The sequence below is a fragment of the Endozoicomonas sp. ALC013 genome, assembly GCF_049310205.1.
In the GTDB taxonomy this organism is placed as follows: Bacteria; Pseudomonadota; Gammaproteobacteria; order Pseudomonadales; family Endozoicomonadaceae; genus Endozoicomonas.
Genome location: NZ_JBLYNS010000015.1, coordinates 1 through 22,361, shown reverse-complemented (window position 1 = coordinate 22,361; position 22,361 = coordinate 1). Strand labels below are relative to the sequence as shown.

At 46.1% G+C, this 22,361-nt stretch carries 18 protein-coding genes; 6 read left to right on the top strand and 12 right to left on the bottom strand.

What is annotated here, in order from left to right; translation table 11 throughout:
• Positions 1–24: 24 nt before the first annotated feature.
• Together ACO6V1_RS05155 and ACO6V1_RS05150 are read right to left on the bottom strand one after the other, a co-directional pair.
• Complete coding sequence (locus ACO6V1_RS05155) at positions 25–249, bottom strand: hypothetical protein (protein ID WP_422466071.1); 225 nt, start codon at positions 247–249, stop codon at positions 25–27.
• Positions 250–647: 398 nt separating this feature from the next.
• Positions 648–905, bottom strand: coding sequence for a hypothetical protein (locus ACO6V1_RS05150; protein WP_422459444.1), 258 nt, complete (start codon positions 903–905; stop codon positions 648–650).
• Between the two features lie 410 nt (positions 906–1,315).
• On the opposite strand from ACO6V1_RS05150, the gene ACO6V1_RS05145 reads away from it, so the two are divergent.
• Positions 1,316–2,041, top strand: a complete 726-nt coding sequence (locus ACO6V1_RS05145; RefSeq protein ID WP_422446416.1) for a hypothetical protein — start codon at positions 1,316–1,318, stop codon at positions 2,039–2,041.
• A 543-nt stretch (positions 2,042–2,584) separates the two neighbouring features.
• Positions 2,585–3,166 (top strand): hypothetical protein, encoded by a 582-nt coding sequence (locus tag ACO6V1_RS05140; RefSeq protein ID WP_422461061.1) that lies wholly within the window; start codon positions 2,585–2,587, stop codon positions 3,164–3,166.
• A 132-nt stretch (positions 3,167–3,298) separates the two neighbouring features.
• On the opposite strand, the gene ACO6V1_RS05135 is transcribed toward ACO6V1_RS05140, so the two are convergent.
• From ACO6V1_RS05135 to ACO6V1_RS05110, 6 genes are all read right to left on the bottom strand, one after another.
• Entirely contained in the window at positions 3,299–4,894 is a 1,596-nt protein-coding gene (locus tag ACO6V1_RS05135; RefSeq protein ID WP_422461063.1) for a WD40 repeat domain-containing protein, read from the bottom strand.
• Positions 4,895–5,134: 240 nt separating this feature from the next.
• On the bottom strand, positions 5,135–5,377 hold the full coding sequence (locus ACO6V1_RS05130) for a WD40 repeat domain-containing protein (protein ID WP_422447899.1): 243 nt from the start codon (positions 5,375–5,377) through the stop codon (positions 5,135–5,137).
• Positions 5,378–5,514: 137 nt separating this feature from the next.
• Positions 5,515–7,863, bottom strand: a complete 2,349-nt coding sequence (locus tag ACO6V1_RS05125) for a hypothetical protein (protein WP_422466070.1) — start codon at positions 7,861–7,863, stop codon at positions 5,515–5,517.
• Positions 7,864–8,293: 430 nt separating this feature from the next.
• Positions 8,294–9,367: a hypothetical protein gene (locus ACO6V1_RS05120; protein WP_422461069.1), complete on the bottom strand. Its 1,074-nt coding sequence runs from the start codon at positions 9,365–9,367 to the stop codon at positions 8,294–8,296.
• Positions 9,348–11,183, bottom strand: a complete 1,836-nt coding sequence (locus tag ACO6V1_RS05115) for an F-box protein (RefSeq protein ID WP_422446404.1) — start codon at positions 11,181–11,183, stop codon at positions 9,348–9,350. The genes ACO6V1_RS05120 and ACO6V1_RS05115 overlap by 20 nt, the downstream gene beginning before the upstream one ends.
• A gap of 785 nt (positions 11,184–11,968) precedes the next feature.
• On the bottom strand, positions 11,969–13,165 hold the full coding sequence (locus ACO6V1_RS05110; protein WP_422461073.1) for an ankyrin repeat and protein kinase domain-containing protein: 1,197 nt from the start codon (positions 13,163–13,165) through the stop codon (positions 11,969–11,971).
• Positions 13,166–13,549: 384 nt separating this feature from the next.
• Between ACO6V1_RS05110 and ACO6V1_RS05105 the strand changes: the two genes are divergently transcribed.
• Complete coding sequence (locus ACO6V1_RS05105) at positions 13,550–13,804, top strand: hypothetical protein (protein WP_422446400.1); 255 nt, start codon at positions 13,550–13,552, stop codon at positions 13,802–13,804.
• A gap of 416 nt (positions 13,805–14,220) precedes the next feature.
• The gene (locus ACO6V1_RS05100; protein WP_422446398.1) at positions 14,221–16,206 is read left to right on the top strand and encodes a hypothetical protein; all 1,986 of its coding nucleotides are present in this window, start codon (positions 14,221–14,223) and stop codon (positions 16,204–16,206) included.
• A gap of 257 nt (positions 16,207–16,463) precedes the next feature.
• Here the strand turns inward: ACO6V1_RS05100 and ACO6V1_RS05095 are convergent, their stop codons facing one another.
• From ACO6V1_RS05095 to ACO6V1_RS05080, 4 genes are all read right to left on the bottom strand, one after another.
• Positions 16,464–17,540 (bottom strand): class II aldolase/adducin family protein, encoded by a 1,077-nt coding sequence (locus ACO6V1_RS05095; protein ID WP_422446396.1) that lies wholly within the window; start codon positions 17,538–17,540, stop codon positions 16,464–16,466.
• Between the two features lie 147 nt (positions 17,541–17,687).
• On the bottom strand, positions 17,688–18,872 hold the full coding sequence (locus tag ACO6V1_RS05090) for an amino acid permease (protein WP_422446394.1): 1,185 nt from the start codon (positions 18,870–18,872) through the stop codon (positions 17,688–17,690).
• Positions 18,873–19,209: 337 nt separating this feature from the next.
• Positions 19,210–19,575 carry a hypothetical protein gene (locus tag ACO6V1_RS05085; protein ID WP_422446392.1) on the bottom strand — a complete coding sequence of 122 codons (366 nt, stop codon included), beginning with the start codon at positions 19,573–19,575 and terminating at the stop codon, positions 19,210–19,212.
• The gene (locus ACO6V1_RS05080) at positions 19,557–19,814 is read right to left on the bottom strand and encodes a hypothetical protein (RefSeq protein WP_422446390.1); all 258 of its coding nucleotides are present in this window, start codon (positions 19,812–19,814) and stop codon (positions 19,557–19,559) included. Before ACO6V1_RS05080 ends, ACO6V1_RS05085 begins: the two co-directional genes overlap by 19 nt.
• Positions 19,815–20,122: 308 nt before the next feature.
• On the opposite strand from ACO6V1_RS05080, the gene ACO6V1_RS05075 reads away from it, so the two are divergent.
• Both ACO6V1_RS05075 and ACO6V1_RS05070 read left to right on the top strand, forming a co-directional pair.
• The gene (locus ACO6V1_RS05075) at positions 20,123–20,992 is read left to right on the top strand and encodes a hypothetical protein (RefSeq protein WP_422446388.1); all 870 of its coding nucleotides are present in this window, start codon (positions 20,123–20,125) and stop codon (positions 20,990–20,992) included.
• A 205-nt stretch (positions 20,993–21,197) separates the two neighbouring features.
• Positions 21,198–22,178 (top strand): transposase, encoded by a 981-nt coding sequence (locus ACO6V1_RS05070; RefSeq protein ID WP_422446384.1) that lies wholly within the window; start codon positions 21,198–21,200, stop codon positions 22,176–22,178.
• The last annotated feature ends 183 nt before the right edge of the window (positions 22,179–22,361 follow it).

Genomic DNA, 22,361 nt, shown 5'->3' with positions numbered 1-22,361 from the left:
GTCATGCCTTCGCCCCCTTTGGCGTTAATTTCCCAGATTCCTTTTTTCAGGATTTTTCATCATTTTATTATACCGCTCCCTTCTTCGCTGACTTACCAGCTTCCTTTTTTCAGGATCTTTCATCTCTTCTCTATACCGCTCCCTTTGGCGCTGATTTCTCAGATTTCTTTTTTCGGGATCATTCATTATTTCTCTAAACCGCCATTTTTGGCGCTGATTTTTCAGTTTTCTTTTTTCGGGGTCTTGCATTCGTTCCTTTGGCGTTGCTTTGTCAACTCTCTTTTTTCAGGATCTTTCATCATTTCTCTATAACGTTCCCTTTTTCGCTGATTTATCATTTTTCTTTTTTCGGCGTCTTGCATTCGCTTTCTTTGGTGCTTAAAAAGAAAACTATCAGCAACTTCTTTCCGTGGGATCGTTTGCGTATCACTTTTTGTTTGGTCCAGGTTTATTGGGTTAACAAAAGTAACAGGTGATAAATCCTGTCGGTTAAACAGAACGGCATGAGGATGAGTTAACTGACCATCTGGACACAAATGCCTGAAAGGTATTGGGTCAGGCTCACTAACCGATAAGCATCCCTTCTGATCAAAGGGGAAATTTGATATTGATGATATCCCATTATTAATGACTTCATCATCAGAATTTCAGGGCACATATTTATCAAGAGCTGATTTTGGTATCTCAGGAATATCCGTTCCAAAAGAGTTTTCTGCATTGAAGTCTGCCAGAGATACAATGTTGTATTCACTCAACGATTTAAGAATGCCTGTTTCATTTTGGTGTATATATGATTGACTATTGTAAACAGGAAAAGGAGAGTTCAGCACCTGACCAGACATGCCTTGATACACTTGCTGTTGTTTGCGGGTATCAAGTTCACAGGATTGCTCTATTTCCTCCATCCATGTGGTCGTGCGCGAGATTCGGGGCAGTTTATGAAATAGGGCGTAGAGCCTGAAAACATCCTGCTGGATGATTTTGGTGGCTAAACCTATGATTTAACAGCTAATGTTACAGAAAGGCCAGTTCTCTTGAGAGCTGTCCTTTTTTATCTGTGTAATCTCTTAATGAAAATTTATAAAAGAGGGAAACTATTAAGAACTTTAGTGCTCTAACTATCAGTGGAAATATCTATGATTCAGAATTTCATACAGAATCTGATATCAGATAACCTTAACAACGTAAATACTGATAAGGAAAGGCAGATATGGACGCAATAAAGTTGGGTGTGCTACCAGCTATGTCACACTCCTGGCATCGTCATGCAGAGTCATGGTTTTTAGAATAACGATTAATTTTCAGGATAGTTGTAATGGATTTCAATAATATCAGCCTCTGCGCTGATCCTACTAATTGTTTCAGTACAGGTCCTCAACCTACTGAGAGCGGGCAAGATATTGCAAGCGGGCAAGCCAATTTTGGTCCCTTTAGCGTAGGTATATCCCCCGCTCGGGCTCCCATTCATTTGTCTCAAGCAGCTGGGGCGGCAACTGATTATGCCAGGGAGTATCGCGACCTTATAAGTAAAAACATTGCTGCTATTTCATCTGATGAGGCCGTCTGCCACCTGAAGTTACCCCATGCATTACCTGCAAACACCAGCGGTATTTTTGACCAATCCAAAAAGAAGCGTTTAAAGTCACCTGAAAAACCCGATGAATTATTCGAAAGACTCACAGGTTTTAAGGATTTTTTCAGAAAAGATTCTAAAGATACTGAAGGCAAGAAAGTTGATTTTCCCTCCGGTGCAGATATATCCCCACATCACGCTTCCATTGATTTATCTCAAGCAGGTAAAGTGACAACTGATACTGTTCTGTATAATAACACCTCCAGATTTGAAAACGGTGGTGCTGTTTCATCTGATGAGGCTGTCAGCCACCGGAAGGTAGCCCGTGCATTACCTGAAAACACCAGCATTATTTATGGCAAATCTGATAAAACGCATGATAAGTTTGCTAGAGAGTTCAATGAATATTTCAAAACACTCACAGGTTTTGAGAATCTTTTCGGCAAAGATTCTAAAGATCAGGAGTAAGTATACATAACAAAAATTCCAGGGAACCGAAATGATCAGAATATTGTTCATAGGATCTGCCATTAAAAATGAACTTGCTCAGGTCTTACTGGTCAAATTTGTACTAAAGCCTTCAAAAAAATAACTGACCCTGGAAAGTACCGTATGACGCCATCTACCTCAGTCCAGCTGAGCTGGCTTGAAAACATTCAATACAATTACCAAACCGAAGGATTGTGGAGCGCCCTGTTCGCTGTTTTCTGTTTCTCTGGCCATTCAAGGACCATCTCAGTCGTCGAGGCTGAGAGTTACATCAACACCTTTCCTGAATCCGGGCTAACACAAGCTCTAAACAGAAAAATTGACAGCAGGAAGGTGACTCTTAGTCCTGCTGGCGACTTGCGTGCTCAGACTACAAAGCCACGGCCTGACCCAAAGGACACTCGGACACCCGTAGCTCAGGAAGCAGGCCGGTCAAACTCACAGTCGGAGGTCAACACAGGCCAGCTATCAGAACAACATAGGTTGGCAGAACAACAAAGGCTGGGTCAATTGCAGGAGAATATGAAAGAACTTGCAAATTTGGCAACAGAGTATGTCGATATCGTCCGTGAGGTAAGTGATATTCCAATGGCTGCTGTTTTTATAGGCCTGGAACTAGCGGCTATTGAGAACGGCGAGAAAACCCTCTCTGCAAAACAAATCATCAGCGATCTGAGAACCTGGAGTAAGGAATTGAAATTTGGCTTTGACAGCATTATGGACTCATCACAAACGATTACTGATGAATCAGCAGCACAGGCCCTGAAGCAATTCAGACCCAGATTCGACAAACTGGAACGCATACTGGAACGCAAACAGGATGCAGGGTATATTCTGAGTTCTACCCATGATGGCGCTGCCCGGCTGCTGCCTGACATCAGAACAAATATCACTGCTTATCAAGTCACGGAATGTATTTCAAATGCTGAGAATACAGTCATTACTTCGGCCAAAAAATTACAAAAGATTATAAACGATGGCCACGAAGTTCTCGACAATGTACTTTTCGTGACACAAGGTAATAAAGATTATCAGGAATTAAAACAGAAACTGGATTCCAGGATACAGAATATTCTTAATATGCAAGGCACTAAACACAGCTAGATATTTTAAATAAACATTGTCAGGTCTTGAATTTTGAATGTGTTCAAATACAAAGGCCTTCCCCTAGCTTTTCGTTTTTCTTGACTTTATTCAGGAATCAAGACCTGATCCTCGCTTCTTCGCATTTTTACCTTATTCAGTGATTTTTCTTCTCTTCAGAGGGGGAGAACCAGAAGCCTGCCGTCTATTGGTCGTTGTCGTGACTGAGTTCACCCCGTCCGTGCGCCTATTCCTCATCAGCACCCTTCGCTTCTTGCGCAGTGGTTTGCTCAGATCCAACACCTGGACGGTCTTGTCGTCAGAGCAGGAAGCCAGCCGCCCATCGGGCAACACCGTGACTGATGACACTCTCCCGGCATGGACCTTCAGCGTCGCCACACATTGCTCTCCGTCGGGCTTGCTCGGATCCCAAACGTTTACGAACCCCTTATTAGCGCAGGAAACCAGCCGCCCATCTGGCAATACCGTGACTGAGAGCTGCCAACCGGTATTCCCTCTGAGCGTCAATACGCATTGCTGTCCGTCGGGCTTGCTCGGATCCCACACCTCTATGGTCCCGGCAGCAGAGGAGGAAGCCAGCCGCCCATCGGGCAATACCGTGAATCTCACACAGTTGGCATGCACATTCAGTGTCGCCACGCATTGCTGCCCGTCGGGCTTGCTCACATCCCACACCTTTATGGTCTGGTCATCAGAGCAGGAAGCCAGTTGGCCATTGGGCAATACCTTGACCGATTTCACACAGCCGGTATGCCCATTCAGCGTTGCCACGCATTCCTGCCCCTTGGGCTTGCTCAGATCCCATACCTTTATGCTCTGGTCAACAGAGCAGGAAGCCAGCCGCCCGTCGGGTAATACCACGACAGAAATCACGTAGTGAGTATGCTCATTCAGCGTCGCCACGCATTCCTGCCCCTTGGGCTTGCTCAGATCCCACACCTTTATGGTCTTGTCTTCAGAGCAGGAAACCAGCCGCCCGTCGGGCAATACCATGACTGAGATCACCCCGCTGGTATGCCCTCTCAGCGTCGCCACGCATTCCTTCCCCTTGGGCCTGCTCAGATCCCACACCTTTACGGTCCGGTCAGAAGAACAGGAAGCCAGCCGACCATCGGGCAATACCGTGAGAGCATTCACAAAGGTCTTATGCTCTTTTAGCGTCACCACGCATTCCTGCCCCTTGGGCCTGCTCAGATCCCACACCTTTATGTTCCCGTCATTAGAGCAGGAAGCCAGCCGCCCGCCGGGCAATGCCGTGACTGAGACCACCCCGTGGGTATGCCCCCTCAAGGTCGCCATGCAGGTGTTCAGGGAATTGCTTTGTGCAATCAGGTAGTTATTGCTGACATATCGAAGGTAAGCCAGCCGTAATAGAGGGTCCTCAATGTCATGGTCAGGAACCGCAGGTATATCCCTGTTTTCAATTGTTTTTCTGTATGCGTCAGAAGCAGGGCCGTAATATTGAGCGGACAGTTTTTTCAATTTTTCTTCGGTATTGAACAGGGTAAGCAAGCGGCTGCTTGTTGAAGCCAGGCGATGAAATTCGACGAACGTCAGGCTGTCAGCAATTTGAGTCAGCATTTCATCGGGTAATGCCAGTAAAGGCGACACTTGTTTAAGAGGAACCACCGAAACCCCCTCTGTGTTCTTTTCTCCCGGCGGATTACCAGACGGAGTTGTATCCCGGGGGGGAAGAGTGGAAGCATTATCAACGGCATTATTAGGCATGGTGCCTTTGACCGGTGAGCAGCGCTAAAGTTCCTGTCCGACAATGCAATAAATCTGACGTTAATTGATGGCTGCCCATTGGCAAGGATCGGCGTGGTAATCCGCCCATTACATCGAATCATTGATGGGAGGCGTCTGTTTTTCCAGACCCGGCCGTAAACAGCTAACCATATGAAATTATATATTTCTGACTCCTTGTGCTGGAAATTTTCAGAATCGATACCATTGGTATTTTTTACCTTATTCAGTGGTTTTTCTTCTCTTCAGAGGAGGAGAACCAGAAGCCTGTCGTCCATCGGTCGCTGTCGTGACTGAGTTCGCCCCGCCCGTGTGTCTATTGTTCGTCATCACCTTTGGCTCTTTGCGCAGTGGTTTGCTCAGATCCAACACCTTTACGGTCGTGTCTTCAGAGCACGAAGCCAGCCGCCCATCGGGCAATGTCGCGACTGAGCTCACCCAGCCGGTATGCCCATTCAGCGTCACCACGCAGGTTTCGAGGGCATTGCTTTTTGAAATCAGGTTGTTATTCTCGGAATTGATCTGAGCAAAAAGAGTTTCCAGTTACATGGAGTGGATGCCAAAGCAGCAATCGACCGGTGGTGTGCCCACATTGCTGGGGATCAGGAAATACTTAAACTTAACTGAGATCTTGCCTTCAATGGCAGATGAGAATAAAAAAAATCTCTATCGCGTAACCAACCACACCGTTCATATTCCTTAATCACCGTATCCGGGGTGACCGGTTGGCCATTCAACGCCAAACCCCTCTGGTAACATTCGGCTTTGAAGTGTGCCAATTCCCGTGTTGCCTCGGTGGCCTGATAATCCTTAACCACTGCATCCGGTGTGACCAGCTGACCATTTAACGGCAAGTCCCTCAGGCAACATTGCGTTTTGAAACGGGCAATCCCCAGTTTACCATCCGGACTGTCCGGGAAATCCTTGACCAGCTCATCCGGTGTGACCGACTGGTCATTTAATGGCAGGTTCCCCAGGTAACATGCTGCTTTAAAGTACGATAATTCAAGTTTCGCTTTGAGTGCGTGATAATCCTTTATCACCGTATTCGGCGAGATCAGCTGGCCATTCAATGGCAGGCCCCTGAGGCTGCATTCCGCTTTTAAACACGATATTCCCAGTTTGCCTTCCGGACTATCCGGGAAATCCTTGACCACCTCATCTGGTGTGACTGGTTGTCCATTCAATGCCAGGCCCCTCAGGCAGCACTCCTGTTTGAAGCGTGCCAGTGCCAGTGTTGCCCTGGTGACCTGATAATCTTTAACCACCTCATCCGGTGTGACCGGCTGGCCATTCAATGCCAGGCCCTTCAGGCAACAGTCCGCTTTGAAACGCGCCAGCTCGAGAGTTGCATTGGCGGCCTGAAAATCCTTGACCACCTCACCGGGTGTAAGCTGCTGGCCATTCAACGGCATACCCCTCAGGCAGCATTCCGCTTTGAAGCGCGCCAGCTCGAGAGAGGCATTGGCGGTCTGATAACTCTTAACCACCTCACCGGGTGTGAGTGGCTGGCCATTCAACGGGAGGCCCCTCAGGCAGCATTCCTGTTTGAAGCGTGCCAGCTCCAGCGTTGCATTGGCGGCCTGAAAATCCTTAACCACGTCGTCCGCTGTGAGCTGCTGACCATTCACCGACAGGCCCCTCAGGCAACATTCCGCTTTGAAGCGTGCCAGCTCCAGTGTTGCTTTGGCGGCCCGATAATCCTTAACCACCTGATCGGGTATGACCTGCTGGCCGTTCAACGCCAAGCCCTTCAGGCAACATTCCTGTTTGAAGCGCGCTATCCCCAGTCTGCCTTCCGGACTATCCGGGAAATTATTAACCACTGCATCCGCTGTTATCTGTTGGCCATCCACAAAAAGCCCCCTCAGGTAACATTCCTGTTTGAAGCGCGCTATCCCAAGCTGGCCTTCCGGGCTATCCGGGAAATCCTCAATCACCGCATCTGGTGTGACCGGCTGGCCATTCAACGGCAGGCTCCTCAGGCAGCATTCCGCTTTGAATCGTGCCAGCTCCAGTGTTGCTTTGGTGGCCTGATAACCCTTGACTACTGCATCTGGTGTGACTGGCTGGCCATTCAACGGCAGACTCCTCAGACAACAGTGTTCCTTAAATCGCGCCAACTCCAGTGTTGCTTTGGCTGCCAGGTAATCCTTAACCACGGAATCCGGCGAGACCTGCTGGCCATTCAACGAGAGACCTCTCAGGCAACATTCCGCTTTGAAGCGTGCCAGCTCCAGCGTTGCACTGGCGGCCTGATAATCCTCCACCACGGAATCCGGTGAGACCTGCTGGCCATTCAATAACAGGCCTCTAAGGCAACATTCCGCTTTGAAGCGCGCCAGCGCCAGTGTTGCCCTGACGGCCTGAAAACCCTCAACTACGGAATCCGGTGAGACCTGCTGGCCATGCAACCAAAGACTTCTCAGGCAACACTCCGCCTGGAAGCGTGCCATCCCCAGTCTGCCTTCCGGACTATCCGGGAAATCCCCAAGCACCTCATCCGGTGTGACTGCCTTGCCATTCAACGACAGGTGTCTCAGGCAACACTCTTCCTTGAAACGGGCTAACTCCAGTGTGGCTGTGGCTGCCTGATAACCTTCAACCACTTCATCCGATGTGACCCGCTGGCCATTCAACAGCAGGTTCCTCAGGCAACATTCCGCTTTGAAACGTGCTATTGCCAATGTCTGCTTATTGTTTCGATTTGGCTTCCGGTTGAATTCCTGAATGACCTGATCCGGGGTAATTTTTCTTTTATTGTCATGCAGAATGTTCTGTAAGCAAAGTTTTTGCAGGAAGAAGCCAGCTCTCAGAGATGTCCTGTCATTTCTATAGGCCCTTAGCACGACACCTGAGGTGATTTGACGTCCGTGTAATGGTTTACTTTTCCAAAAGGCATCTTCAATACATTGGCCATCATCCGGGGTACTGGTTCTTCTTCTGTGCAATTGATGATTTGATATTCTTTTACCGATAAATGTACTTCTGGACCGGCCAGTAAATCTGCCTGGGATGGCTTGTTGGCCAGCCCGGTAGGCAGGCTTTGGATGGGGGGGATTTGATGCTGTCGCTTGCAAAATAAACCCCAGGACGGTAAATGCCAATGTTTGACCTCAATATGATTATCAGGTTCCATTCTCAAGGTAGACATTGAGCGCCTGCTCCCGGCTTCGGGAAGTTAAAATGGTGCCACGAAGGGTACAAATGTTCATGACGATGGTTTGTCACCCTCTGTCATGAAAGCTTTAGCCACAGAATCACGGAGACGCAGAGGAAAAGCGTTTTTCTGTTCTCCGTGTCTCTGTGCCTCCGTGGCAATTTTCTTTCACGGCAAAGCTCGATCGGAATAGGCCACAATGGGCAAGGTGGGTGGGCCACTTATATTTGTGCATTGTATACCTCTAAAAGCAGTTGATATTCTGGTCTTATGTTTAAGTATCTTCTTGAAACTGCGAACATTCTGAAGTAGGGGTGATCATCTGAATTACTTAAAGCTGAAAACAATGTGGGTAAAATTTTCTGGTTAAAAACAGCTTTAGAGCAAGGTTTATTTTTTCTTGTTTTTATTGCTTTATAAAATGGTTGTTCAGTTTTTTTTAATTCTTCTCCCAATCTTTTTATTTTATCCTTCTTCTCTTTAGTAAAAAATGGTGGAGATTCGTTGTCCCGGGAAAACAGATTTAAATCATTGGCACGTTGATAATTTTTTTTGTTTGCGATTATTGTTGAAGGATCGCCAGTGAGCCATTGATCAAGACTGAATGCACCTACCATCGACTGTAAGATTTCGAAAAGGTTATTTTTTCTGAGAATAACGAAATCATGAGAATATACTTTAACATTAGGAAGTAAATAATAAATCTTATGTATAAAAATATAATTATGTTCTGGGTCACTATTGATGTACGTCTTATATATCTGCTGATCATAAGGGAAAAAAATATAAGGTCTCGAGTACTCTTCTTTAGAGAAGTTTTTTTCAAGAACTGATACCGTCGTGTGGCATGCATCCTCATTGTTTAGTTCATTAATACTCAATTCTAATGCAGATGAAAATGAGTCACTTGCTTTTATGAGAGGTTTTTCAGGCAAGTATTCTTTATCTATATCCTGTTTTTCAGAAGCAACGTTGGATAACAATCTACTATCTACCTTAATCTCATTATGAAGTGAAACACATCTTGCAAATGCGCAGGAAGTTTCCTCTAAGGTTCTCTTAATATGTTGTGATTCTTCCACGATTGTAGTTGATTTTGCTTTATCTGCTACCGGGGGAAAATTGAGCGATGAAGGTTTACTCTTTTTCAAGACTGTGACCTCTCTACCCATGAGGACGCCAGTTGGTGTCTCTGGTAGAGATTGATCAGTCATATAGATGTTCTCTTCTGAATAAGATGAGTCTGCATTGCTCATACCACGCAGACCAGTGCCTTTAATCCAGCTTGTCAGCATCTCTTGTTTCCCAGATTTGTAGAGTGATATTGGTAATGTCACCATCCGTATGACGGCTCAGGACCATCACTTCATGCTCTGATAGTGGATTGAAGTAGGCTTTCAGGATATCGTCTTGCCTGATAATCCCCTTGAGCGGCCAGTCCTTTTGCTGACTGCGCCCCAGGATGCCTACCATTGTAAGGTTGCTAGTCAGCACATGCAGGCCAGACAGACTGAAGCAGGGGTTAGCGGTTGGATTGCAGTCCCTGTTGATGGCTTGTATTGACCATTCGCCTGCCTGATTCTTCCCCCAGATATAGATCGTACCGGTTTTACAACTGACCAGTAAGTGGCTGTCAGACGGACTGAACTGCGCCTTATCTAAACGAGATTCATGTTTGAGCACTATTACTGAGTCATGCATCGCTGTTGATGGGGCATCCGGGTGCGGCAAGAGAGGAGGATTCAGCCACCAGTCCGACAATTTTTCCGGTCTGGGCCATAGCTGCAAATTAGGGCCACAGGGGTATTTCTTGAACAAGTATTTACCGGTAGAGCTGAATTCAAGCAGTTTGAAGTCCGGGGAAATAATCGTCTCTTGCCATTCTCCCGAGGGTTCCGGGCTGAAAATAGAGACCCTTCCAGTTTTGGGTAAAGTACTGTAGTAACCGACCAGAAGCTGATCCGCCACTGGGCTGAATCTGGAATAATCCATATACTCTATGCAAGTACAGGATGTTTCTAATATTATCTGCGCTGACCAGGCTCCACGATCATTCAGAGATAATATGGTTAATTCATACAAACCTTTCGGTAACAGATGCTGCTCCGATGGACTGAACAGGATTTCAACAATGCTTACTCCAGGGCAGAAGCCGCACACCTCCATTTCCTGCCACTGGTTATTTCCTTCCATGCGCCAGATTCTCAGAGGGTTGGACCTGCTGTAGGTCGCCATATAGTTCCCTGAAGGGCTGAATTGGACGACCTGATTGGACAGCATTATTTCTTCGCCAACCTCTTCCCAACAGCGGTGCGCCGGGTGCAAGGTATTAATGTAGCCCGCACTGCTGCAGGTTAACAGGCGATTTGTGCAAGCACTGAAATTTGCCGCGGTAATCACCCGACTGCCGCGGTTATCGGACCAATTCAGGGGCTGTTGTGCCCATTGCCCCCGGTCATCCTTGGCCAGAATTCGAGCGTCATTAAAACAACGACCATAAAACAACAGATGACGACTGGACGGGCTGAAGCGAACAAGATCAGGATCGTCAGAATCTTGTTGCACTGCTTCAGACGTGGGGAGAGTGACTTTAAATCGCGGAACCATACGATAAGCCGGGCACGGTTCCATCTTCCCCAGGGTGGTAAGGCACAGTAATGCCGACATCTGAGGCAGGTTGTTTATTATCCTGTCCCTGAACCATATCCTCCTGGCGTTCAGCGGTGCTGAATGATCAAATGGATGAAAGGGCAGGGATTTTTTCTGCCACCGGGCCGTTGGCTGGTACTGTTCCCGAAAGCTCAGGGGAAGTCGGGCAAAATAAGACAGTTCCTGGATGTATTTGTATTCTATGACCACATCCCGAAATGCCAGACAGGTTGCATTGACATGCCGAATATCATCGAATTCCAGGTAGTCAAAAATCATGACTAAAAGTTCAGGAGGAAGTTTGGTAATCGTTCTTTGCCACAACGGTTGTGTTTGCGGGCAGACCTCCGGGCATGCGACAGTGGGCGGGGATTTGGAGCGTATGGTTTTAGCAGGCGGATTTACAGGGCAATCCGGCACCTTGGAAAGGCCGGCAGCGGTTGCATAGAGAGGGTTGCTCACTGGCTTGTACCATTCCTGTCTTGGCCAGTGATTACCGGCATGATCATTAGTTTCATGTCTTAATGGACAGGCCAAAGGCCGGGAAGTTTCCGGGCAGCTTCCAATAGGCACTATCATAAAGAGTGAGTTTGATCATCAGGTTGTGAATGTTTTCAAAATACGTGTTGTCTGCAATTCGGGGTGCCAGCATCTCTTATTTCCCAAATTTGTAGCGTGATATTGGTAATGTCGCCATTCTTGGTACGGCTCAGGACCACCACTTCATGCTCTGATAGTGGATTGAAGAAAAGCAGGGGGCCGGTCTTGCATTGTGCAAATGTCTTTTCTTATTAGTATAAGCAACAGCTGTCACTCATAATTAAAGACCTAATGGAATGGTCCGCCCCGCTCCCAAAACGGCTTCAAATGAGCCAAGATAGAATGAGTTTTACGGAACATCATTCAGAATAAGAAACGGAGCGAACCATGGGCAAGCGTAACAAATCAGGAACTAATAAAAAGGTCAGGTAGCTTTTTTCGGAATTGATCTGAGTAAAAGAGTTTCCAGTTACATGGTGTTGATGCCAAAGGTCATGTGGCTCTCAAAAAGAAACTTAACCGCAAGGAACTCTTGCCCTTTATGGCTAACCTGCCTCTCACTGGAACGGTGTCGTATTCCAGTAAGCATCATACCGGTGTTTGGCCGTTACCCTATACCAGGCCGGGCGAAATTTGTTGCTATGGGGCATTCCGTGGAGCGCAAACTCTGAAAAGACAGTCAGTATGAGACTTTCACCCAATCATGTTTAGATCTTTAACTGCGTTAATTCATCACCTCTCTTTGCATCATGCATTAATAATGTTTCAATAATGCTATCACACCCTTTAATATAAGCAGTATCCAGTGGAGTTTGGCTATCTTTATTAGGTTCGCTGACATCTGCCCCATACTTTACAAGTAATTTAACCATTGGTAGATCTCCATCAAAAACGGCCCTCCATATTGGTGTTGAATGATAAATACCCGATTTTGAGTTAACCTCAGCACCGCAATCTATCAGATACTCTGCGATATCAATATTTCCTCGGAACACAGCTTCCATCAAGGGAGTTTTGTCATGTTGAGATGATCGTAAAGTATTTAACAACTCAGTGGTGACACAACTTTTCAAAGCATCCAGATTTCCTTCCTTTATAGAATCAAATATGGGGTGACGGCTCTCAATAGTTCTTAGCTCATAGTCTGTTCCATATTTTCCACTAATACATGCAAGGGCTAATCTATAGTCATGAAAATAAGACTGATGTTCGGTAAGAGGAATATAAGCTGCTTCCATATTACTAAAAAAGCTTCTAGCCATTAATTCAATATCACCATCAGTCAATTTATCCTCGTCAAGGCAAATTTTGGAATGCTCAAAGTCAATAAATACGATTGACCTTTCTTGTGGGTTGAATAAAACATTATGAATATGGAGATCCAGATCAATGCAAGTATTGTATGTGTTATGAAAATCCCTCAATGACATAGCCGCATCTATCGCAACATATTCATCAAGGGCCTGCCTTTCAACATCACTCAAGCTTGCAAGAGACTTATAGGGAGGTGGGAAATACTCAATCGCAATCGCCCTCTGTAAATCATGGCGGTCTGTTTTCTGCTCAGAATGCAGATCTTTACCCTCCTCTATAAAATCAAGAACCACATCGCTATCCTCAGACTCTCCAACCATTCTTACGTAGCATTCACCGTAGAATTTCGGGATGTAAGTCGGCCACTCTATTCGCTTCTCTAAACAAACACTCTGAATGTGCCGATAAATTAACAATTCTTTTTGATAGCTATTAAGAGTAAGATTATCCGGTTTTATGATAAGTCGAACCATTGATTCATTCTCACAAACTCTGATATATCGACTTTTAAAGCCAGTGCTGATCAATTCAACAGTTTTAAAAACACTTTGGGTAGTTTTACATTTATTAAAGTCATTAATTGGAATCATATTCATTGCTCAATCTTAAAAAATAAAACATATGGAATATAATTAAAAAACACATGCATATGCAAAATCACTAACCGAGTAGCAAGTTGTTATAACATACGCGATGTTCGACTTTTTAACTGGCCTGAAAAGGCATGACTGACTTTCTTTTCTGCTATTAGAATCAGTGGGTAACAAGAAGGGTGCTCTCTCGATTTGATAACTGACTCATTCGTCAATTAAACCTTGCCTGACAATACGTTTGACCAAAGTTGTTCCCAGCGACCTTTACTCTGGATCAGAGACCTTGTCACAATAGAACTATGGACTGTAAATGCCGACGTTTGACCTTATCGGGATTATCAGGTTCCATTCAAGGCATGTCCGGGGGGAGATGATTCGATTTTGTCTGGGTTAGCTGCCGACTCTTCTTCTCCTTCATTTCCTTATACATCGATTATAAAGGACTTTTTAAATGCTTTTTTGTCGGCTTCCCATGCCTTGCCTTTTTCGGTTTGGTGGAATCTGGCTTCGATCTCCCTGAGTGTTGGGGAAATGCGCAAATCTTTTTTAAACTTAACGCGCACCTTTTCAAGCGTAACGTTTTCAGACTCACCAGAGACAGAAGATCAGTTGCCTGAGGAAGTCGTAACTCTTTAGTAGTAGCTGGTGAATTGGATATTGAAAAATCATCGATTGAAAGGGGGGGAGATGGTGTCTTCTGGTTAGTTACTTCCTGCTTCAGGTAGTTTTCACGGGCTGAAGTGGGTATTTGTGCAAAATAGCCAGCAGTCGTGGCTGCAGACTCGAATCTTCAGTAGGTATGGAATTTTCTGAAAGAACCTGTTGGCAAGGTTGATTAGCGCAGAGTGCTGCTTTTGAGTCTGCAAGAACTCTGTCCATTTGAAAATTAACCTGTTGGTTTGTTGAATTGTGAAACTATAACTGACTAATCACTTTTTTCTGATAAAAGTTCCGCATTTCCCCAAATGTTTCAATAGCCAATCATTATCAATTGAACTTTTAGCCAACCAGGCAATCTAATAAGGAAAATTTGTATTTAGAGCTGATCGATTATGAATATTACCAAATCAAACCTTCAATTCATTCCCCAAAATCCATTGCTACCACAACCCGTTGGCAGCCAGGCAGTCAGGCGAATTGAGCGCAGTAACATAACGCACATGGATCTTGCTAAATTCCTGCAAAACAGGAAAGTAATGGAGGTCCAAGAGATCGCTAGAAAACTCTGCACGGCAGCGGATCCGGATCCTGGCTTCAAAATTAAAGCACTGAGAGAGCAGCTCAGGGTTTCAGGGTTTGCCAATATTGATAAGTCCAGTTGTCCTGGCGGCGAAAAGCGCCAGCTTATTACCGGGCTGCTCCAGCACCTCCAAAAGGAATTCCTGAATCTTGGGGAGGGCGTTGAAGGGCCTGAAGCGACAAAATTTTGTAAGCTTATCCGGGAACCTAACAGCTGCTTGAGCATGGGAATTGATTGCCTGATCGATGAAATCAATGTGCATAAGCGGGAGCAGGAAGCCGGTGAGCATGGTTTACCCGGCATGTCCGCTGGTCTTCCTTCAAGTGAGGGATTTCCTTCTGGTGATGGTGGTACCACCGGCCAGGCAATGAATCCTGATGTTTTTCAGCAGCTCCCCAGGGAACAACAAGCCCTTCATTATCCACCGGAAAATCCAGCCCCATCAGCGCCCCCTGCCTATGACGATGCGATGGCGGGGAGCCGGGCAAGTGAACTCCCTGAACAGCAGCGATGTAATAAAGGCCTTGATTTGTTTACCCGTCAGCTTGAGCATTACTCCCTGGACCCTTCCGGAACCGGGACTGCCATGAACAACATGGCTCAAATCCTGACGCGTATGAGTGGCCAGTGCACACAGCCGAAGACGACTACAGTGGCCAGTGGGGAGCGGTTAACTTCCCTCGCTGAGCAGGTCCGGATGACTTCAGTAAACGTATTTCGCAACGATTCCGTATCAACGGCCGATATTGGCGTGAGTGTTGTCGGTAACAATCAGGACATTCAGCCTGTTGTCAACGTTTCATGGCTAACGCTGGATAAATTTCCTGTTGAAGTTCAGGAACGTTTGCAGCTTGCGGGTATCGGGGATCATGGCAAAAAAGATGATACGAATATACCCATCGTTCAGGTGTATCTGTGCGCCAGTAGTGAAAAGGCACTGGAAGGTTCTGAATTCACTGTGGATCTGCACAGCACAATCAGAGCGAGGTATCTGTCGAAGTTCTCGCCCCGGGGCATGGATAAACTGATTCCCCTCAGTGTGGCGCTGCGTATGCCCAAAGGGCTGCATCAAGGTGCTGACTTTCATCATGTCGGCTTTGCCCTTCACGAGGTATCGCGGTTTGGAGGGGAACGGCCATCGTCTTCGAGAGCGCTTTTTTCCCATGGACAAGGGCGCAATGATTCAGAAAGGCACAACATTGGCATTCAACAAGTGGCACCCATACTGGAAGCCATGGGGGTTGACCGCAAAACGGCCATGTCCAGGGAGGCCGGACTGGCCATTCCCTTCGGATTTACCTTGTTGAAACAGTCAGAGGATGCTTTGGTGCGAGAAGCAAAGGTGTCAAAAAATATGTTGGGGTCCAGAGAAATGTTTGATTTCGGAAGCTTGTTTGGTGGGGCCAACTCTCGTGGAGGCACCTTTCGTGGAGGCACCTTTCGTGGCGGCAACTTCCGTGGAGGCGAATCAGCTGACGTGCCTGCCTACGACGAATTCGACTACCCTCCGGCAACTGGAAGAACCACCAGGGGGTTCTCCACGCAGACTGATGGAGTTGAGCCTGAGGCCAACGAACCGATTACCAGTGGTATTAATCCCCTGGCATGCACAACGGAAAGAGAATATACGTTTGTAAATGATGGGGCACCAACGGAAGCTTTTGCATGGGTTGGTGGCCTTATCTGGGTGCAGACCGTCACCAGTTTGCCGGGCATCGAAACCAGCGAAGGCCTGAGACAATGGGTAGATAAGCAGAAAGTGGACCCATTAAATCCAGTGCTTCCGGGTATCTTGTAAAAATTATTCCGGGCCAGGTAGCCCCAAGGCGGTTACCGTTCTTTTTTTCGGTACCGCCGCAGTAGGGCAGCCTCTTACGGTAGACGTCAAGGGCATTAGCAGCGAAAAATCCACCGGCTTACTCTGCATCCATGCAGTCGCCTGTACGGAATGACAGCGGAGTATAGTTACCGGTTTTCTGTGATGAATTCCTTAATATCTTCCTTGGGAAGAAACATTGCAACAGTCTCTTACTGGTTCATCGAGAATCAGTTGCACTAATGATATCGGTTTAACGGATTAACCGAAAATAGAATATTGTGTAAGCTGTTGTCTAATGTATCTATTTTTTTTCTGTTTTGTTTGTTCAGGGTAACAATTAACAGGTGAGATCTGAAAACTTCTTCCATCTCATGGGTGATTTTTAAATTGGTAGATACAAAGTAGATGTTATCCTGGTACACCACGACACCTGGCAGAAAATTATTATTATGGATTTTAAAATCCACAATCTCCTGAGCCGATAACTCGTTCAACTCCACCGGCAGAACCGCATTATACACATATTGATCAGGATAACAGGGAGTAAAGAAAAAGGCCTCTTTGTCATCACGGTATACCTGGTTGATGGTTTGGTCGTTGCAACAGTGAACTATGCACTGAATGCCAGTTATTGCGCTATAGAGTTCAGCAATTTTTGTCGCATTTTTCATGTGGCTGTAATCAACTGCAAAGTATTTTTCAGCAATAGCCATCATGTTTTCAACAATGGCCATTAAGCCTTCGACAGTATCATAACCAACCATAATGCCATGATTTTTCATAAAGTAGAGATGCGGCTTCTCTGTGAGGCTTTGCATGTACTGGGCGAAAAGAATGGACACTTCCAGCCCGGGGGCGGCATACCCGACAAAACCGGCATCCGGGTATAGGTTTGATATGATTTTTTGGGCATCACGGTTTATCAACAGGGCATTGATAAGGACAGGATGCAAATGCAGGGTGTATTTAAAAGGGAGGAGGGCATGAAGAAAGACTTCGGCGGTGGGTTTTATATCCGGCAATTCATTAGCTTCCCTGATCGCTTGATTGGCTATTTTAACACTCTCTTTCAGGCTGTATTTTTTCAACAGGTCTTCGTTATCTAAAACGTCCAGTATTTTTTTACTGTCAACGGTTACATAACCATGATTCAATTCCGTTTCTGAAAGGACGCAACCCACTCCCTGAGAGACCAGCAGTTTGCCTGTATCCACTTTAGCCCCGGCATTCCCCCCGCCAGCCTGAACAAGGTCGAAGCGGCCACCGGCGTACTTGCAAATTTTTACCAGGTCTTTAATAACATTATTTTTCATATTCATATCCTTTTGAAATTATGCATCATTCATGCTGTAAGTAGTTGGCCAAATGGAATCGTATATTTCTGGCTAAGTGGGCAGTTGCAACGCCGCAGAGTGACTGACAACTTAGTCAGAAATATATGATTTCATTTGGTTAACTACTTATAGCTCAGCGACTATCACCGCAATGGAAAAGAGAATAATTAAAGTGAAAGCTATTTTTCCGCCAGGTAACTGATAACTGCTTTTGATACCCTTGTTTCTTCCGGCCCAGGGCAGTACGGCCGGAATGATGCCAAAGACAACAGCAGAAAATATTGCGGCATAACCAAGTGCCGTTAAAAATACAGTATCCAGCAATATGACTATCAGAGCAGGTGGCACAAAAGTCAGTAAAGTCAGGGTAAACTTGCCGGGTTTGATATTGTTGGCCTGCAAACCATCCGAAATAAGATCAAATGTTCCCAGGGATACACCAATTAATGACGTGGCAATGGCTAAAAAAAAGAATGCCTTGAATATCAATACAACATTGTTATTGTCTGTGAACTCTGCCATGGCCCGTAAAATGCCTGTTGATGGGTCACCAGAGTGCAGAATGCTTTCTATACCGTTGTCACCATTAACAGGTATTACACCAATGACAATCGTTGCCCATAAAATGTACATGATCAGTGGTATAAGGCTACCAACCACACAGGCAATCTTTATTTTTCTCACGTCACTGTGTAGATAGCTTCGCAAAGTGGGCACTATGACCAGATAGCCAAAAGAGGCAAAAATAACCGGCAATGCTAAGAATGGTGGGTTGAATGTTGTTATTTCCAGCCTGTCAGCCTCCACATAGGGCATGGAAATGAAGGCAAGAGAGATAAATATCAGCAAAATACCCATCACAAAAACGCGATTGATGTTTTCTGACATTCTTATGCCTGAATATATTAAGCCAGAGGCAATAGCCGTAATCACGACAACGGATGTAGTCTTGTTGACGTCAAGAGGAAGAATATATGACAAGGAGTAGCCTGTTAACTCCCCCAGGCCAGACAAATAAGCAGCAAGAATGCAATATAGAAATAATAGGCAGCTTCCCCACCCTATTATCTCTCCGGGTCGCCCCAGAGTGACCGAGATCATCGTGATCAGGTTGGCACCCTCTTTGTGCTGGAGGTTAGCTTCCAGCATAGCGAAGGCGATGACCAGTGAAGCAAGCCAGACGGTGATAAACATAAAGAGGGTCGCTGCAAACCCGTAAGTGCCTGTGGTTACCGGCAGCGCGATCATCCCGGCTCCAACAGTGGTTCCCGTGACCAAAAAAATGCTGCCAATCAGGTTGTTTTTTTCCATGATTTTTCTTTTTCTCTTTTAGTGCATGACGGACTATATCGACCGTGGTGGGCACATTTGCATTATCAGATCATTGATCAATGTCATTAGCAGTGTGAGCGTTCATTCAGTGCGTCTTCAAAATCCTTCAATGGATTGCTATTCAAAAACAGGACAAACACTGAATGTTGAGGTGATGGTGTGCTTTAAGACTGCTTGTCCTCACTGGCGGGCAACCGGTGATGACTGGGTTACAGGCACTGCCTGAGTGCTTTGGTAGCGGCGGTTGCGGTGTTTTAACGAATCTCACGGAGAACCGGGGGCATAGATGACACAGGTTTTTTGCCCCCGGTTTTTGTTAGTCAATAACCTTGCCACGATTCAAGACCCCGGTAGTTTTCTCCATGATTTTACGCCCAAGGAGAATAGAAGGTCTGTATGGATGCAGTGCTGCTTTGATGCCTGAAGGGTTATAGTCAGTGCTGTCAGAATTGTCATCTAAGTGCACAACACCAATATTAGCTCCTCCTCCTCCTGCGAGGAATACCAGGATAGTTACCGCAACGATGGCAACACCGACGAATATGGCTTCAGATCCACGTTTTGGCAGTGTGTAGTAAGGACGGGAGAGATAGTTGAAGGTCTCTCTGCCAGCGGTGATGGTATATTCATGAAGGCTTTTATGTGGTTTTCCACTGGCAACATCTACAGCAATTTTGGCCATGCCAAAGACAGTGCCTCCGGCGCAAGCCCGGTAGCAGCCAGGGCGGTCACATAATAGGCAGCAAAAATACCGCCATTAAGCACCGTTGAGGCAAGTCGGGATGGTATGACAACAGCCTTGCCAGCAGCCCTGCCGACTTTTGACAATAAGGAACGCTTGCTGTTTTCCTCCATGGCCGGAGCAGGCAAGCTGGAAAAATCCTGCCAGGAAGCGCTTGAGGGCAGTATCGGATTGTTCATAATTCAACCTCCTTGTTGGTATATGAAAACGGATAACGGTTTTTGATGAGCTTTAGTTTATTAATATCTGTGGTTTGATTCACTGACATGGGTGTTAGGGGAGAAACAGTGTCTTGAATCTTGAATGTGTTCAAATGCAAAGGCCTGACCCTGGCTTTTCGTTTTCCTTGACTTTATTCAAGAATCAAGACCTGACCCTCGCTTCTGTTTTGGAACTTTCTTTTAATTTAAGACTCTGATGAATATGAATAACCTTTGAGGACTGACTTTCAACATGCTCAAGTACAATTAAAGATAGGAGAAAAAACATGGACCCATTATTTAAAACCTCATGCAATCAGGGGGGAAATTATTTTGCCCCCTATGCTGAAGCTTCAGAAATGGCTAAAGCGGAGCATAACACTGTCTTCGGAAGGATCGTCAGTCCTGTCAGCGGTGAACCATCTGCAGTTAATCACGTAAATTTAGATTTCACAGCAGATTCCGCAACAGGGCAAAAAGAGATTGGGGTTTCTTCCAGAGCAGTTGCTTCCGATGAAGATACCAGTGATGCGGTTAACCGCAAACCAGGTCTAAATACCTTCGTAGGCAGAATCAATTACGCCTTCGAAGAACTGGATAAACAAAATTTCAGCAATGCGGAAAGGTTATTCCGGGGCGTCTACTTGGAAGAGGATCTGGACGAATTGGAATACCATAGGTCACTGGTAGGGCTTGCAAGGTCACTAGTAGAGCAAAACACCTACAAGAAACTGACGGAAGCCCAGCATCATCTGCAAGTTCTCAGGGGTTCTGAATGGTGCACTACATCCGGGGCTTCGATCATTCCTGACCTGGATATAACCCTGAGCCGATGCGAACAAGAACTTGGATTGCCCATTCAGGCTGAGGCTCGGCTCCTGACTCTGAGAAGAAAAAGCCTCCATGCCGATGAGAAGGCAATGTGTGAGCCTTCAGATAATTATCATGCTGATATTGCTATGGTTCGGCAATGGCAGCTTATGAAAAAACCTAAGCTTGCCTTAACACTGCTACAGAACATGAGAGCAGAGTCAACTTTAAGGCTGACAAAGGAACGTTGGCCGTCGAGCCCAGCATGTGCTGCAATAGAACTTCACGAATGCCTGAAAGAGGTAAATATGATGCTGGCGACACTGTCAGGTGACGGGCAAATCTGAACTGACTGAAGAGCAGCTGCTGAAGATGAGTGGCATGCTGCCCCCGGTGACAGTGCTGACAGACTGCGCCATCACGCTGTTACCGACGACTTGGGGTGAAATAAAAGACACCCAAAAATTTGATTAATCGGCCACACCGTCTGTTTTTCTTCTGGAACCTCTTAAGGGTATTAAGGAAATCTACCCAGTAACCAAAAAAAATGACATGACGACCGCCCGAAAAAACCTCATAGATCCAGCCAGTACGCCCTACTACCACTGTATGGCACGCTGCGTTCGCAGGGCCTTCCTATGCGGCAAAGATAATTTCTCAGGCAAAAACTATGAGCATCGCAGGCAATGGGTGGTTGATCGGTTGAAAGCACTTTCCGGTATTTTTGCCTTGGAAGTCTGTGCTTATGCGGTGATGTCGAATCATTATCATGTGGTGCTCCATATCAATAGTCAGCAAGCCAAAAAATGGGACACCAAAGCAGTCTTACAACGCTGGACGCAGCTTTTTTCAGGCCCGCACCTGGTTCAGCGTTTTCTTGTCGGCGATCAGCTGGGCAAAGCAGAGCTGCTGCGTGTCGAAGCATATGCCCAGAAGTACCGAGGTCGGTTAATGGATATCAGCTGGTTCATGCGCTGTCTCAACGAATATTTAGCCCGGCTGGCCAATAAAGAGGATGAGTGCAAAGGGCGCTTTTGGGAAGGTCGTTACAAAAGTCAGGCTTTGTTAGATGAGGCAGCATTGCTGACTTGCATGGCCTATGTCGACTTGAACCCCATCCGGGCAAAAATTGCCGCAACGCTGGAAACCTCAGAACATACTTCTATTAAAGAGCGCATTGAGTCATACGACAGCGCAAACGGAAAAAAACAAAAGACACACTTGAAACCGTTAAAAGCTCAGGGTCAAAACCCGGAACAGGCGATTCCATACCCACTCATTAGCTACTTTGAACTGGTTGACTGGTCTGGCCGAATTGTCCGAAAAGGCAAACTTGGTCGTATAACTGACGATGTACCACCTATCCTGGAGCGCTTGGGTATTGACCCAAAAGAATGGCTGGAGACTATGCGCTGGCATAATCGTTTTCACCGCGCAGTCGGCAAGCTGGCCTCACTGAAGGCTTATGCAGAAAGCACCGGAAAATGCTGGGTTCATGGGATGTCTGTGAGCGGTGCTCTCTACCCTGCCTGATCAACGTATTTTCATTTACTTTAATGTGGCCAGAATCTTCTGAATGCTCTTTCTTATATTGTCTTGATAGTGTCTTCTATCTGGCTGTTGCTGAGTGCTTTTTATACGCTTCCTGTTTGGTATGAATGAGAAATTCTTCTTTTTATTCTTTGAATGAGACATTCTTACAATGATCAATACTAT

Bases quoted from the DNA above. Each gene is read 5' to 3' on its own strand.
- ACO6V1_RS05155 (WP_422466071.1), bottom strand. From the start codon at position 249: ATGCAAGACCCCGAAAAAAGAAAACTGAAAAATCAGCGCCAAAAATGG.
- ACO6V1_RS05150 (WP_422459444.1), bottom strand. From the start codon at position 905: ATGGAGGAAATAGAGCAATCCTGTGAACTTGATACCCGCAAACAACAG.
- ACO6V1_RS05145 (WP_422446416.1), top strand. From the start codon at position 1,316: ATGGATTTCAATAATATCAGCCTCTGCGCTGATCCTACTAATTGTTTC.
- ACO6V1_RS05140 (WP_422461061.1), top strand. From the start codon at position 2,585: ATGAAAGAACTTGCAAATTTGGCAACAGAGTATGTCGATATCGTCCGT.
- ACO6V1_RS05135 (WP_422461063.1), bottom strand. From the start codon at position 4,894: ATGCCTAATAATGCCGTTGATAATGCTTCCACTCTTCCCCCCCGGGAT.
- ACO6V1_RS05120 (WP_422461069.1), bottom strand. From the start codon at position 9,367: ATGCTGACAAGCTGGATTAAAGGCACTGGTCTGCGTGGTATGAGCAAT.
- ACO6V1_RS05110 (WP_422461073.1), bottom strand. From the start codon at position 13,165: ATGATTCCAATTAATGACTTTAATAAATGTAAAACTACCCAAAGTGTT.
- ACO6V1_RS05100 (WP_422446398.1), top strand. From the start codon at position 14,221: ATGAATATTACCAAATCAAACCTTCAATTCATTCCCCAAAATCCATTG.
- ACO6V1_RS05095 (WP_422446396.1), bottom strand. From the start codon at position 17,540: ATGAAAAATAATGTTATTAAAGACCTGGTAAAAATTTGCAAGTACGCC.
- ACO6V1_RS05090 (WP_422446394.1), bottom strand. From the start codon at position 18,872: ATGGAAAAAAACAACCTGATTGGCAGCATTTTTTTGGTCACGGGAACC.
- ACO6V1_RS05085 (WP_422446392.1), bottom strand. From the start codon at position 19,575: ATGGCCAAAATTGCTGTAGATGTTGCCAGTGGAAAACCACATAAAAGC.
- ACO6V1_RS05080 (WP_422446390.1), bottom strand. From the start codon at position 19,814: ATGAACAATCCGATACTGCCCTCAAGCGCTTCCTGGCAGGATTTTTCC.
- ACO6V1_RS05075 (WP_422446388.1), top strand. From the start codon at position 20,123: ATGGACCCATTATTTAAAACCTCATGCAATCAGGGGGGAAATTATTTT.
- ACO6V1_RS05070 (WP_422446384.1), top strand. From the start codon at position 21,198: ATGACGACCGCCCGAAAAAACCTCATAGATCCAGCCAGTACGCCCTAC.